Here is a 13,244-nt window from a genome sequence, read left to right as displayed (position 1 = left end):
CACATGTTTACGCGTCTATTATTTCAATTCACGCTGGCCGTGATGGCCTGCAAGGCACATGCGGCATCAATCGATGTCTCGCATATCAAAGGCCATATCGAACTCGATAAGCCGGCACAACGGGTTGTCGTGTTGACACATAGCGCCCTCGACACGCTCGACTTCCTCGAAGTTACGCCAGTCGGCGCTGTGCATATGCTGATGCCGAGCTACTTGGCCCACTACGGTGAGACGGTCACCAACGTTGGCTCTCTGTTTGAGCCCGATTTTGAAACCCTCTTTACCTTGAAACCCGACTTGATCATTGCCGATGAACGCATGATGCGCATTTATGATGATCTCAACGAGGTCGCACCCACACTCATGCTGTCCACGACCAATGGACAATATTGGCACGATACCCAAGTGAACTGGCGTGCTATCGCGACGTTGGTCGGCAAAGAAGATAAAATGGCGTCGAAGATTGAAGAGACCGAGCAGCGCATTAACGCCATCCAGTCTGAAGTTCGCGCTGAGAAACGTGACGCGATGATGGTCATGAGCAGTGGCAAAAAAATCTCGACCTTCGAGCCACAAAGTCGCTTTTCCATCATCTTTGAAGAGTTCGGATTTTTGCCCGCATCGAGCCAAACAGTGGCCAGCGAGACAGGCCCGCACGGTAAACTGATTTCGTTTGAATACATCGCCGATGCCAAACCATCAACACTGTTTGTGCTCGACCGAGAGCAAGCCACTGGCAAAGCCCACGGCGCCGCGCAGCAACTCTTTGACAATCCGCTTATCGCGCACACTCCCGCAGCCAAAGCGCAGCGCATTGTCTACGTCGATCCTGTTGCATGGTATCTCGCCTATGGAGGCATTCATGCGACCGAGATCATGCTGGATGATGTCGCCAGTAGCCTCGACAACTCGCCTCAGTAGTGGACTTAGGCAACACACATTAGAAACGCGAGTAAAACGCACACTCAATGGCAATGCCAAAGGGTGTGCTACTGGACCTTTTTCACAAACTGCGCCGTAATCACCATGTCACCGGACCCATCGACTTTGCAGTCCAACTGGTGATCTTTACCTTCTGTAATCCGACGAATGAGCGCTTTAGTGCCAATTTTCAATACTAGCGAACTGCCTTTCACCTTAAGATCTTTTGCCAACGTCACTTTATCGCCCTCACTGAGCAGCGTTCCGTTCGCATCTTTGACTTGTGGCTCACCCTGAACCTCATCAGGATTCCACTCATAAGCACATTCCGGACACACTAAATGGGATTGGTCTTGATAAACGTAGTCAGATTGACAATTCGGGCAAGGAGGTAAGGACATACTCATCATTCTTTTAGCGAGGAAACACACGGATAGTGTTCAACGTCTTGCGAGCGAAAGCAATGTTTTCTTGGTGGATTCCACTTGGACAATTCGACATCCGAGTCTTTCATTAGCGCCTCCAGACAATCTTTCCGACGAATACGTAGCGCTGCATCAGAAAAAGAAACAGACACTACGAATATATCCACCCAAGAGTAAGCCATATTTTCTGGTGATTGAGCGAAAGAAGGTAGATGGTCGAGGTAGTTAACACTATTAGGCGCACAACGCCTATGGTTATCGCCACCTGCCTGCACAAAACCACAATGAGCAACGGAATACCGATGCCGCCGCATACCACCTTAATCACTAAATTCAACGCATAGTAAAAATGCCACGCGTTGCTAATCACTCTCGAGTAGTTTGTTATAGTGATTTAACTACATGTTCTGAATAATATTTAAGAAGGCCAACATAAGTAGAGACTGTAAATTTATGCCCAAGTCCACTATACCCAGATTGCGGCCAATGCATACCAATCTTATCCTTTACCCACAGTTTAAAATCTGGATTTTGAGATAAACATATTAGCTTTTCATAAGCTTCAATTGGAGCATCAAAGTCATTGAATGCCTGTGTCAATTTTGCATTGAAACGAGAAAACCAACTTTGACTTGCCATCCATTTGAACATCACCTCTTTAATCGCAGTATTTGGAGCTAAATCATGGCATTCCTTGCACATTAAAACCAAATTTGAAGGCTCTTCTGTACCACCCAAAGAATGTGGGATTATATGACAAATTTGCAATGGACATTTTGCCCACGCTTTGAGGTAATCACCACCTACAATATCGTATCGCCCATCCCACCCCTGACCGCAAGCCCAGCAAGTTGGTTCATTCAGATCGATAAAGCCTTTAAACACATTGGATTTATCGATCCAAAAATCTATGATTCTTGAAATCTCTATACTTTCTCTTTCCGATTTCATGTTTCGTCCATACGATTTATCACTAGAACGCCTTGCTAAATGGCGCCTGCGATGAACTCGCAAAACCCACTAAACTCCAAACCAAAACCGCCGAGAGTTTGGCGTCCACTTGAGTAACTGGTTAGTTTGCGTGCCAAAGTGACACGGGGATTGATTATTGCACTCTTTAAGACCATAATACACATGTGACATTTTGACACACAAGGAGATAACATTATGGCGACTACTTTGCCTCGCATCACCGCTAGAGTTGATGTCGATACACAAGACTTGCTTGCTAAGGCTGCCGCGATCGCCGGTATGTCTAGCATCAACTCGTTTGTTCTAAGCGCTGCAATCGAAAAAGCCAAACAAGTCATCGAACGTGAACAAGCTTTAAAACTGAGCCAAGCTGATGCGATGCTGCTGATGGAAGCTTTAGACCGTCCTGCGACACAGAACTCAAAACTAAAAGCTGCTGCTGATCGATACGAGAGCAAAACTCAATGATGAATACGGTACTTCTAGATAAAGCTAAACACGATAGAAACCGATTCAACTGTGGCATCGAAGCTCTCAATAATTACTTAAAAGTAATGGCGAGTCAGCAAGCAAAGAAGGACAACACCAGAACGTTTGTTTTGGAAGATGACAGCGACAACTCACATGTCATCGGCTTTTACACGCTAACAATGACACCAATTGACTTAAAGGCATTGCCAAATAAGTTACAAAAAAAACACCAATCATCCACTTCTGGTGGTCTGATTGCCCGTCTTGCTGTTGATGACCGATACAAAGGGAAGGGCTTTGGTGAGTGGCTGCTTATCGACGCACTCAGAAAGCTATTAGCCGCTAGTGATAGCGTTGCATTTCCAGTTATTGTCGTTGACGCCAAAGACGGAGCAAAACATTTCTATGAACGCTATGGTTTTCAAGCATTTCAAGACGCTGAAAACAAACTCTTCATTACCATTGCAGATGTGAGAGCAAGCTTAGGCTAGTTAACCGCTAGCCTTTAGCCACGCGTGCCGAATCACTCTTAAATTGTTATAGCTCAGCGATGTGCGACAGGGTTTCTGGGTGACGCTGAACCAACTTTAGAAGAGTTACAGCTTGTCCATTTGGTGCGCTACGCCCTTGCTCCCAGTTTTCTAACGTACGGGATGATGTGTGCAACAAACGAGCAAAAACACCACGAGACATATTAAACTGCTCTCGAATACTCACGATTTCATCAGGTGAGATATTTAACTCACTGATGTCGTTAACTTGATGAGTTTTAAGGGTAAGCTTGCCCTCTGAATGTTCTTTAGCCTCAACAAGTGCTGAACTTAACTCCGCAAATAGATCACGATTGCTCATTACGCCATGCCTCCACAAAAGCCTTTAGTTGTTTCTTTTGGTCTGCGGTTAAGTCGGACATTTCATTCTTGCCGTAAATCGCCAGCAAGTAGAAACGACGTTTTTCATCGAGGAAGTAATAGATAACGCGAGAACCACCACGCTTGCCCTTACCTTTACTTGCAACTCGAATCTTTCGCAAACCACCTGTACCTTGAATCACGTCACCCTACTTAGGGTTAGACATTAACTCAGCTTGAAAAAGCCTAAACTCATCATCGCTGAGATATTCATTACGGTACTGACCTTTCCCCCTAAATTAACACCATGACTTTGATGAGATTTCTAATACACTAGAACTAATGGAGATCTCAAAATGAAAAAGCGATACACGGAAGAGCAAATCATCAAGGCGATTAAACAGCATGAAGCGGGCGCTAAGGTTGACGACATCTGTCGCGACATGGGGATATCATCGGGCACTTTTTATAACTGGCGCAGCAAGTATGCAGGGCTAGAAGTGAATGAAGCCAAAAGGCTGAGAGAGCTTGAATCTGAGAACAATAAGCTTAAGCGGCTCCTCGCGGAGAAGTTGCTTGAAGTCGAAGCAATGAAGGATGTTGTGTCAAAAAAGTGGTAACGCCATCTTCTCGAAAGCTTATTGCCCGATACCTTATTGACACTCACCGACTGAGTGAAAGAGCGGCCTGTAAGCTTGCCTGTTTGAGTCGAACGGCGTTTCGATACAAAGCTAAAAACCCTGTAGATAGGGCCTTACGAGAACGTTTAAAAGCGTTAGCCGTTCAATATTCCCGTTATGGCTATCTGATGCTGCACAGTTTACTAAAAGCAGAGGGCTTAGTTGTGAATAAGAAGCACACGTATCGTATTTACACTGAGGAAGGACTGCAAGTCAGAACGAAGAAGCGCAAAAAGCTACAGCGCCCGAGACTAGTTATGAATTCACCCACAAGAGCCAATCAACGCTGGTCGATGGACTTTGTCTCTGACCAATTGATCAATGGTAGACGTTTTCGTGTGCTCAATGTCGTTGACGATTTTTCACGAGAACTCATTGGGCAGCTGGTGTCCCTATCAATCAGTGGCCAACAAGTTGCCCGTTTTTTAACTCAACTAACCGAGGTGCGCAGCAAGCCAGATAACATTGTTTGCGACAACGGGACGGAATTTACCAGCAAAGCCATGTTCTTTTGGTCAAAGACAACGTCGGTAACACTCGCCTTTATTCAACCAGGTAAACCGACTCAAAATGCCTTTGTGGAGAGCCTAAATGGCAAGTTCAGAAATGAGTGTCTCAATCAACACTGGTTCCGCACTCTGGATGAAGCACGTTACGAAATAAATCTATGGAGAGAGCACTATAACCATATTCGACCACATAGCTCTCTAAATTATATGTCGCCAATTGATTATGCCAATCAAGTGGCGTAAACATGGGAAACTTCATCGAGGCGGTGGTATTAATCTCGGGGAAAGGTCAGGAATTCAACAATGAATCACCCATGTTGAAAAAATCATCTTTAGATGGAATATCTAGAACCATTTCAACTACCTTTTGATGGATCAATATACTAGTGGGGCTTATAACGCCCAATTAAGGGGTGAACAACGCCTACACCCAAACCTAACGAATTGTGCCATAAACACTAAATTTGAAGTAGAAGCAAAAGTGCCAAGCGTTGAGAATCCCTCTTAAATTGCTTGTTAGTTTACCTTCCGCACAAATCACACGATTTAATCATATTGACCATTTCATGCGAACAACTATAATCTTACTGTGATTCCAGATTTGGAGAGTAACCATGCACACATTAACAGCAAATGATGCCAAACGTAATTTTGGTGAATTACTTCTGAGCGCTCAACGTGAGCCAGTGAAAATTAGCAAAAATAGCAAAGATGCCGTAGTTGTTATGTCGATTAAGGACTATGAAGAGCTGGAGGCAATGAAAACTGATTACCTGAGACATTGTTTCGAGTCAGCTAAGCAAGACTTGGCGCAAGGCAATGTGGTTGATGGCGAAGACTTTTTAAACGCCTTATAACCCATTATGCAAAAGAATAAATATAAGCTAAGTAAATTAGCACAGGCTCATTTACAAAAAATCAAAAACTATACCGTCAACAATTTCTCTGAGATGCAATGGCGAAGCTACAAAGATACCTTACTAACAGGGTTTCAAATGCTTGCTGACAACCCGGCTGTTGGTCGCAGTTGCGATGAGATATACCCAAGTGGTTTTTATTTCCCAGTGGGCAAGCATACCGCTTACTTTACAAAAGAAGATGGCTTCATTTTAGTTGTTGCTGTACTCGGTCAATCACAACTTCCGCAGAACCACCTGTAATTAAGATTTCACCCTAGGATTGGATTTAGGGTGATGATCTTCACTGGTAAACTAACGCCCGCTTAAGTGGTGAGCAACGCTTACACGGCATTTAATTATTGCGCCGTAACCACAAAAGCTAACTCAAACCAAAACCGCCGAGCGTTGCGAATCCGTCTTAAAGCGTTTGTTATGTTTGGAGTGGCAGTTTTGAAGATTTATAAAGAGGAGGATTGCAATCCTCCCCTCTAAAGGTTAAATGAACAGCACAATAATCAAAGCTGACGCTCTAATAATTGCCGCTACATCCACACTAACCTGAAAGTTCCGAGTCTTAACAGTAAACATAAGTTTCGCCTGATAGTTCTCGGGCCGGCCCAAGATGAAATCCTGAGATTTACGTGGCTGGCCACCACGCACATTAGACGATTTGCGGTCATTCCAATGCGATTTTTGCTTATAGTACGAGTAAAAGCATCAGAGTGTCGTACCACCTAAATTTAAGGTACTAGGCCCTGCCCATCCCAGAAACCGGTGCACTCCTAGTGTCAGTCACAGCCTAGCCTTCAGACACCTAAATCGATTATACCTACTCAGAAGCAGTATGCAATTCTGTTGATAAAACATAACGCCTTGCTAAGTTGCAGCTAACGAAAACAACACTTAAGCAAAGCCACGTAATCACTGAGCTCAACCAAGCTGAAATCGCCAAGCGTTAGCTGTCTGCTTAAGCAATTTGTTATGTGATGTTTAACCAGAAGTATTTGCATACAGTTCGCAAGCATACTGAACATCGCTAAAGTTATTCGTTCGCCAGTAAGGTTGACGTAATAAGCCTTTATTTGAGTTTTTCTGCTTATAGCCATCAGGACCTCTATTAAAGTGTGCTTTCAGCACAGGAAGAAGAGTTCGCTCAAGTGAAATACCACTGATTGAAACATCGTATCCACCTGTCGATGGCGAAACCCACAACCTACCATTTGCCCCACTCAAACTGATGTGCTTCTTGACTTTATCTTGCTGATTTAGAATTAGCGTTTTGCTCAATTTGCTATTTAAACTGACAACCTCTTTGGCCAACAATGAATATAATACTTCTACTTCTTTCAAAACCCGTCTCCGAAATTGATAATCACATAACGCCTGCTTAAGGGGTTGCCAAACTTCTACCCACATAAGCCAAATCATACCACCGTAAACACACTGCCTACTGAAACCGCCACGCGTTTGGCAATCCCACTTAAAGCATTTGTTATATTCACTTTACCTCGAACCCTGGTAATTCAAAGTCGGCTCTACAAGCCATTCGTCGAGCAGTGTACTCACAATCAAAATACTCGGGGATTTTATTAGGAGTAGCATAAGGTTCATCTACAACTCTGCGATACAAGTACAAGTTGCATAACATTAAGCCAGATAACGCATAAATTACATTCTCCAGATTAGCCTGATGAAACTCCGAATGGCGATGGTGCTTTACTGAGTTATAGCTACTCCACCATTCGGGAGGAGTAGTATTAGACCAGTTTTCCCACGGTTTAATAGATTGCTCTAAATGAGGTAAAGAAACTTCCGCTTCAAAGAAACCACTAAGATGACGGTTAATTAGTTTCTTGTACTTTTTCATTTCACCATTTTTGTCACCGCTATCAGCAAATGGGCTTTCGCCATCCAGTTGTCTGCACAACAACCTCAATACAGACTCTATCTCCGCACATGCAGTTTGCAAAAGTTTGGCCAACTCTAGCGAAAACGTATTGAAGTTTTTTTCATCAATTTCAATGTAATTCTGAAGATTGATGAAGTCCTTTTCCAAGGAAAGGAAAAAACGCCAGTGATGCATGACTTTACTTTTATTCAATGAAATCTCCTGTGAATATAACGCCCTGCTAAGTGGCTAGCAACGCATACCACGACACTTAACCTAGTCACCGTAAACACTATACCTGACTAAAACCAAAATTGCCGAGCGTTGATAGTCCGTCTTAAGCAGTTTGTTAGGTTTATTTACGTCCATAGTTTATTTTTACTATTGTAGTGGTCTAATGATCCCGGACATCACTTTAGGTGGTAAACTTGCCACCGTAACAAGAGGTGTTTAATGACTAGAAAGCGTCGCTCATTTACTGCTGAGTTTAAATTAGAGGCCGCGTGCCTAGTGCTGGATCAAGGCTATTCGGTTGCTGAAGCCAGTCGATCTTTGGATGTTGGGGAGACAGTACTCCGCCGCTGGGTCAGTCAACTTCAGGCCGAGCGTGATGGTAAAACTCCCAGCAGCAAGGCTTTGACGCCTGAGCAGCAGAAGATTCAAGAGCTTGAGGCCCGCATCAACCGGCTAGAACGAGAAAAAGCGATTCTAAAAAAGGCAACAGCTCTCTTGATGGCGGACGAGTTCGAACGTACGCACTGATAGACCAGTTAAGAGAGCAAGAGTCCACTGAACTGGTCTGCTCCGCTTTTGGTATTTCCACGTCCTGTTTCTATGAGTACAAGGCCCGAAAACGTAGTGTCGATCCTGAGCGACTAAAACTCCGAAGTGAGCTTCGTCGCCTATTCAAGGCGAGTCGTGGTTCTGCAGGGAGTCGTTCGCTAAAGTCAATGATGCAGGAGCTGGGATATCAGGTTGGTCGTTTCAAAGTGCGTAGCCTGATGAAAGAGGCAGGGTTGTTGTCTAAGCAACCTGGCTCTCATTCTTATAAATCAGCGCAGATGGAACGACCGGATATCCCGAATCGACTAGAAAGGGAGTTCGACGTTGTCAAACCTAATAAAGTCTGGTGCGGGGATATCACATATATCTGGGCTGGCAGTCGTTGGCACTACTTGGCTGCTGTTATCGACCTTCATACCCGGCGAGTCATAGGTTGGGCGATGTCAGAAAAGCCTGATGCAGACTTGGTTGTGAAAGCCCTAGATATGGCTTACCAGCAACGAGGATGCCCTCGTGGAGTCATGTTTCACTCAGACCAAGGCAGCCAATATGCGAGCCGGAAGTTCAGACAACGGCTATGGCGTTATCAGATAACACAGAGCATGAGTCGCCGTGGCAACTGTTGGGATAATGCGCCAATGGAGCGCTTGTTCCGTAGCTTAAAGACAGAATGGAGCCCATCAACAGGCTACATGACAGCTTGTGAAGCGAGGCGAGACGTGGGTCTGTTTTTGATGGATTACTACAACTGGCAGCGCCCGCACCAGCACAATGATGGGCTGCCGCCCGCTAAAGCCGAGAATCGGCCTAACAAAGTGTCCGGATTTAGTTGACCACTACATAGGCACTAGGCACTAGGCACTAGGCACTCAAAACTAGGAATTTACACCCATGCCAGAATTACCCGAAGTCGAAGTGAGCCGGATGGGGATATCGCCCCACCTTATCGGCCAAACCGTCGCCAAAATCACCATTCGAACGCCCAAACTGCGTTGGGCGATCCCCGCAGAGCTGGCTCAACTCGAAGGGCAAGTGATTCAAACCATTACGCGGCGTGCCAAATATCTGCTGATTGAAACTCAAGTGGGCTGCGCGATTGTACATTTGGGGATGTCTGGCTCGCTGCGAGTGTTGGATGCTGAGATCCCGGCAGGCAAACACGATCATGTGGATCTCAGACTCTCGAATGGCAAAGTGCTGCGCTACAACGATCCGCGCCGCTTTGGGGCATGGCTATGGAGTGAGGACGGGCAGCATACCGTACTCGCCAACTGTGGCCCAGAACCGCTGACCGAGGCATTTAACGCCGAATACCTTCTAGAAAAAGCCGCCAACAAACGTGTTGCGGTAAAGCAGTTTATTATGGACAACAAAGTTGTGGTCGGGGTGGGCAATATTTACGCCAATGAGTCGCTGTTTAGTGCTAAAATCCACCCCAGCCGAACGGCTGGCAGCTTATCTCTGCCAGAATGGCAGCAACTGGTTGGCGACATCAAAGCCGTACTGGCGACCGCCATCAAACAAGGCGGCACAACGCTAAAAGATTTCGCCCAAGCCGACGGCAAGCCCGGCTACTTTGCCCAAGAGCTGCAAGTCTACGGCAAAGCCAAAAAGCCCTGCCCAACCTGCGGCGAGCCGATTAAAGAGCTCAAAATTGGGCAGAGGAATACGTTTTATTGTGGTGGGTGTCAGGTGTAGCGACTGGCTTAACCGAACCACCAACGCAGCGGTTTGTAGTTCGAACCCAGTTTACCGAGGTGGTAGAGGTTGGTGGTGAGGTTGAGTGTCATGTTCATCAACTTGTGCAAAATCTTCATCAAGGCAACAAAGTAGTTTTTCCTCCCTTTTCGCTTACGATTACCAATGATGGATGGTTTGTTTCCGCCCCAAAGCCCCGCTTGGCAAACACCGAAAATCGGTTTTTTGTGAATCCATGAGTTGCGTAAAAACACATCTACCGGGTAATCAAAGTGCTCGCTATGGTCGATAAACGCTTGCGCCGTTTTAGGTGAAATAGCGTAGGCCGTCATACACTGTGGTACTTTGAGGTATTTCACCAGTCTTTGCTCTCCGTAATCACGAACAGGGTAGAACATATTGTGGTTATCTGCGTTTTCAATACGAATGTAGCCACACGCCTCAATGTGTTCTTTTGCGATGTCGAGCGTTTTCAGGTAAGTTTCAGGTTCGATGTCAAAGTCATCTTCATAGACGATAATAGGCTCGTTAAGCTCAACGCACTTTTGCCACATGAGATAGTGACTGGCATAGCATCCCACTTCGCCAATGGCGGCAGGTCTACCCATTCGGCGTTCAAAGTGTGCGTATCGAGTTCTATCGAGTAAAGGGTGCTGATCGGTTCGGGCATCGACACCGAGAAAAAAGTCGCAGCTGAGCTGTGCCTTTTTAAGCACTTTGGTTGTGTATTCTTGTCTGTCTTGGCAAGAGTGAAGAGTGATACAGAATGCTTGCATGAGTATGTGTTTGTCTTGTTGTGCGTGTGCCTATAGCCTATAGAGAAAGTATTTCGGCTTAGTAAAATATAAGCACGCTCATATAGGAAAGTGAATCGTATTGGCTTTTTTATGGTAGTGTTGAGGTCGAAGAAAACCTTGAAACTTGGTAGACTGTTTAGAACATATTTATAATAATGTCGATAGAAAAGCCCAATAAAAAAGATGTAAATCAAACTATTATTAATGGGCCAATATAAAGAGTACAAGCAGTGAATGAACGCAATCTAACGAATCGGTTTAGGCTATATTTATTTTTTATTACATTGGGGTGGATATTTTCAGGAATGATATGGATGTATCAAGGCAGCAAGCCATTGGTTGCATTCGTTATTATGCTATTTCTATTCTCTCTACCAGTAATAAAAAATAATCTAAAAGCGCTATCTGCTAGTGAGGCATACAGTCGTTGGCTGCGCCTTCTTTTCGTCACTGCTTCGTTTGTTGTCATTTCTTATGTAACGTATGGTGCCAGTAGTCAGGAGCTTCGGGCTCTCATAATCTCATGCGTATTTTTGTTGGCGATAAAAGATAAATCACTCTCGTTGGCACATCTTCAAGCTCTATTTTTCATCTCTGCAGTGAGTGCCTTGATTTTGACGGTGTACTACGTGTACATCCTGCAAGTAGACAGGATGGGCTTGCCGACCAACCCCATTCCACTGGCCTCTCATTACGCGTTGCTCATTGCACTGTCGCTGACCATGGCGCAAGTTAACTATGCCAGAAAAAAGCCTGCGATGTTATATGTCACGGCCGGACTGTGTGGCTTCGCCCTTATTCACACTGAATCCCGTGGGCCATTGTTGGCCTGTGTTGCCGCCGTATCTTTAGTATTCTTTTTCCGTTTATGGCGACAGTTTTGTCTAAAGCAGCTGTTGCTCACGCTCGGATTGGCGATTCTTGTCGGTATTGCCGGGGTATACTTGTTGGGTGAGCGCATCGATGCCACTTTGGCAGAAATAAATCGTGTTGCGAGCGGTGATTTGGATTCCTCTATCGGACTCCGTATGCAGATGTATTTTGCTGGATTGGAAGTCTTCAAAAACCATCCTTGGTTGGGGGTGGGCAGCATCTTGCCAGAGCATGTTGAGGGCATAGAACTGACAGAACTCGGTTACCGTTTTGTCACTAATGGTCACCTGCACAACAACATCATCGACAAATTGGCCTCTTCTGGCTTGGTGGGGGCGGTGCTGCTGTTTTTGGCACTAGGGTTACCGTGCTACTTCGCCTTTCGTTTACCAGCATCGTATCGAGCCTTACTCATCTTACCCAGTGTGCTTTGGGTTATCCTTTGTTTGTTAGACTCTCCATTTAAAAATGGTGATACGGCAGTACTCTATTTTGTTACTATAGGGCTACTACTTAAAGTGATAAGCACAGAAAATGAAAATCCTCTACTACCTAAAACACCTGTGTCTTGAGTGTGCACCAAGCTATTATTTTACGCGCGTCGCCAAGCATCTTGTCAAACAACACCAGGATTCAGCAAGCTTGGTGGCGAAGCGTGTAGATTATTATACGAAAGGGCTCAATGGCTTCACTTTGCCCCAAGATTGCACGGCGATTTCGGAGTACAAGCGCAAAGGCTACACCTCCTACTATTTTGATCTCAAAGAGTTTCTGCACTATTTCCCCAAGCATTTTCGATTCGCCTACTATTTTGGTGACGAAACGCACATTGAACCTATCCCAACTTTATTTAAAGCTCGCCCGATAGCCGGAGAGAACAGCCACTCCGTTTTATTTAAGCTTGATAAGCGCCGCCATTTCCGTTTTGTGGATGACAAACTGAGCTTCGCGGAAAAGAAAGATATGGCGGTGTTTCGTGGTGCCGTCACGCAGCCGCATCGAATCCGCTTTATGAAGGCGATGTTTGAACACCCTCGCGTCGATGCTGGGCAGTCGAATCCATCAGACGAGCACCCAGAATGGCAGAAGCCTTTTATGTCGGTCGAAGAGCAGCTTCAGTACAAGTTTTTGATTTGCTTGGAAGGCAATGATGTAGCTTCAAACCTGAAATGGGCGATGTCTTCGAATTCTGTGGTCATCACGCCTAAGATGAAATATGAAACGTGGTTTATGGAAGGGACGCTTGAGCCGGGCGTGCATTATATTGAAGTCAAAGACGATTGGTCAGACTTTGATGAAAAGATAGAGTACTACTTGGCGAACCCTGAGAAAGCAGAACAGATCGTTAAGAACGCTCATGCCTATATCAAACCATTTCAAGATGAAGAACTTGAAAAACTCGTGTGTATTAAGACACTTGAGCGATATTTCGAATTGTCTGGCCAGCTTAATAAAAGCTGACTGAGAAAGAGTAAGC

General features: G+C 45.2%; 16 protein-coding genes and 1 pseudogene. 10 read left to right on the top strand and 7 right to left on the bottom strand.

Annotated features, from left to right (window positions below; all coding sequences use genetic code 11):
• The first annotated feature begins 3 nt into the window (after positions 1–3).
• Complete coding sequence (locus AC6R0S_RS12800; RefSeq protein ID WP_500638077.1) at positions 4–921, top strand: siderophore ABC transporter substrate-binding protein; 918 nt, start codon at positions 4–6, stop codon at positions 919–921.
• Positions 922–989: 68 nt separating this feature from the next.
• Here the strand turns inward: AC6R0S_RS12800 and AC6R0S_RS12795 are convergent, their stop codons facing one another.
• Both AC6R0S_RS12795 and AC6R0S_RS12790 read right to left on the bottom strand, forming a co-directional pair.
• On the bottom strand, positions 990–1,322 hold the full coding sequence (locus tag AC6R0S_RS12795) for a zinc ribbon domain-containing protein YjdM (protein WP_500632336.1): 333 nt from the start codon (positions 1,320–1,322) through the stop codon (positions 990–992).
• A 408-nt stretch (positions 1,323–1,730) separates the two neighbouring features.
• Complete coding sequence (locus tag AC6R0S_RS12790) at positions 1,731–2,297, bottom strand: HNH endonuclease (protein ID WP_500632335.1); 567 nt, start codon at positions 2,295–2,297, stop codon at positions 1,731–1,733.
• Positions 2,298–2,513: 216 nt separating this feature from the next.
• Between AC6R0S_RS12790 and AC6R0S_RS12785 the strand changes: the two genes are divergently transcribed.
• Together AC6R0S_RS12785 and AC6R0S_RS12780 are read left to right on the top strand one after the other, a co-directional pair.
• Complete coding sequence (locus AC6R0S_RS12785) at positions 2,514–2,786, top strand: type II toxin-antitoxin system TacA family antitoxin (protein ID WP_017191059.1); 273 nt, start codon at positions 2,514–2,516, stop codon at positions 2,784–2,786.
• Positions 2,783–3,280 (top strand): GNAT family N-acetyltransferase, encoded by a 498-nt coding sequence (locus AC6R0S_RS12780; RefSeq protein WP_500632334.1) that lies wholly within the window; start codon positions 2,783–2,785, stop codon positions 3,278–3,280. Before AC6R0S_RS12785 ends, AC6R0S_RS12780 begins: the two co-directional genes overlap by 4 nt.
• A 46-nt stretch (positions 3,281–3,326) precedes the next feature.
• Here AC6R0S_RS12780 and AC6R0S_RS12775 read toward each other — a convergent pair whose 3' ends face one another.
• Both AC6R0S_RS12775 and AC6R0S_RS12770 read right to left on the bottom strand, forming a co-directional pair.
• Positions 3,327–3,641 carry a helix-turn-helix domain-containing protein gene (locus AC6R0S_RS12775; protein WP_017049537.1) on the bottom strand — a complete coding sequence of 105 codons (315 nt, stop codon included), beginning with the start codon at positions 3,639–3,641 and terminating at the stop codon, positions 3,327–3,329.
• Positions 3,628–3,924 (bottom strand): annotated as a pseudogene (locus AC6R0S_RS12770) (type II toxin-antitoxin system RelE/ParE family toxin); the annotation flags it as partial. The gene AC6R0S_RS12775 and the pseudogene AC6R0S_RS12770, both read right to left, overlap by 14 nt.
• Before the next feature lie 72 nt (positions 3,925–3,996).
• Here AC6R0S_RS12770 and AC6R0S_RS12765 point away from each other — a divergent pair.
• From AC6R0S_RS12765 to AC6R0S_RS12755, 3 genes are all read left to right on the top strand, one after another.
• Positions 3,997–5,072, top strand: a protein-coding gene (locus tag AC6R0S_RS12765) for an IS3 family transposase (RefSeq protein WP_500633422.1) whose coding sequence is annotated in 2 segments (ribosomal slippage) — positions 3,997–4,246 and positions 4,246–5,072 — 1,077 coding nt in all. Because the reading frame shifts where the segments join, the coding sequence is not laid out codon by codon here.
• A gap of 371 nt (positions 5,073–5,443) precedes the next feature.
• Positions 5,444–5,686, top strand: coding sequence for a type II toxin-antitoxin system Phd/YefM family antitoxin (locus AC6R0S_RS12760; protein WP_000557295.1), 243 nt, complete (start codon positions 5,444–5,446; stop codon positions 5,684–5,686).
• A gap of 6 nt (positions 5,687–5,692) precedes the next feature.
• Positions 5,693–5,989 carry a type II toxin-antitoxin system RelE/ParE family toxin gene (locus AC6R0S_RS12755; RefSeq protein ID WP_500633626.1) on the top strand — a complete coding sequence of 99 codons (297 nt, stop codon included), beginning with the start codon at positions 5,693–5,695 and terminating at the stop codon, positions 5,987–5,989.
• 729 nt (positions 5,990–6,718) lie between these two features.
• Here AC6R0S_RS12755 and AC6R0S_RS12750 read toward each other — a convergent pair.
• The gene (locus AC6R0S_RS12750) at positions 6,719–7,144 is read right to left on the bottom strand and encodes a histidine kinase (RefSeq protein WP_500638076.1); all 426 of its coding nucleotides are present in this window, start codon (positions 7,142–7,144) and stop codon (positions 6,719–6,721) included.
• 82 nt (positions 7,145–7,226) lie between these two features.
• Entirely contained in the window at positions 7,227–7,829 is a 603-nt protein-coding gene (locus AC6R0S_RS12745; protein ID WP_500638075.1) for a hypothetical protein, read from the bottom strand.
• A gap of 240 nt (positions 7,830–8,069) precedes the next feature.
• On the opposite strand from AC6R0S_RS12745, the gene AC6R0S_RS12740 reads away from it, so the two are divergent.
• Positions 8,070–9,232 (top strand): IS3 family transposase gene (locus tag AC6R0S_RS12740; RefSeq protein WP_500638074.1). Its coding sequence is split into 2 segments (ribosomal slippage): positions 8,070–8,325 and positions 8,325–9,232, totalling 1,164 coding nucleotides; the frame shifts between segments, so codons are not numbered across the junction.
• Between the two features lie 58 nt (positions 9,233–9,290).
• Positions 9,291–10,097: a bifunctional DNA-formamidopyrimidine glycosylase/DNA-(apurinic or apyrimidinic site) lyase gene (mutM, locus tag AC6R0S_RS12735; RefSeq protein WP_500638073.1), complete on the top strand. Its 807-nt coding sequence runs from the start codon at positions 9,291–9,293 to the stop codon at positions 10,095–10,097.
• Between the two features lie 8 nt (positions 10,098–10,105).
• Here the strand turns inward: mutM and AC6R0S_RS12730 are convergent, their stop codons facing one another.
• Positions 10,106–10,873, bottom strand: coding sequence for a glycosyltransferase family 25 protein (locus tag AC6R0S_RS12730; RefSeq protein WP_500638072.1), 768 nt, complete (start codon positions 10,871–10,873; stop codon positions 10,106–10,108).
• A gap of 251 nt (positions 10,874–11,124) precedes the next feature.
• Between AC6R0S_RS12730 and AC6R0S_RS12725 the strand changes: the two genes are divergently transcribed.
• Both AC6R0S_RS12725 and AC6R0S_RS12720 read left to right on the top strand, forming a co-directional pair.
• A complete protein-coding gene (locus AC6R0S_RS12725; RefSeq protein WP_500638071.1) occupies positions 11,125–12,339 on the top strand; it encodes an O-antigen ligase family protein in 1,215 nt (404 codons plus the stop codon).
• A complete protein-coding gene (locus AC6R0S_RS12720) occupies positions 12,302–13,228 on the top strand; it encodes a glycosyl transferase family 90 (RefSeq protein ID WP_500638070.1) in 927 nt (308 codons plus the stop codon). The genes AC6R0S_RS12725 and AC6R0S_RS12720 overlap by 38 nt, the downstream gene beginning before the upstream one ends.
• Positions 13,229–13,244 lie beyond the last annotated feature (16 nt).

It is taken from the genome of Vibrio sp. R15-SG3-ISO1B, from assembly GCF_059833835.1.
The sequence above is the reverse complement of the archived record's forward strand: the minus strand, read 5'-3'. Positions and strand labels throughout refer to the sequence as shown.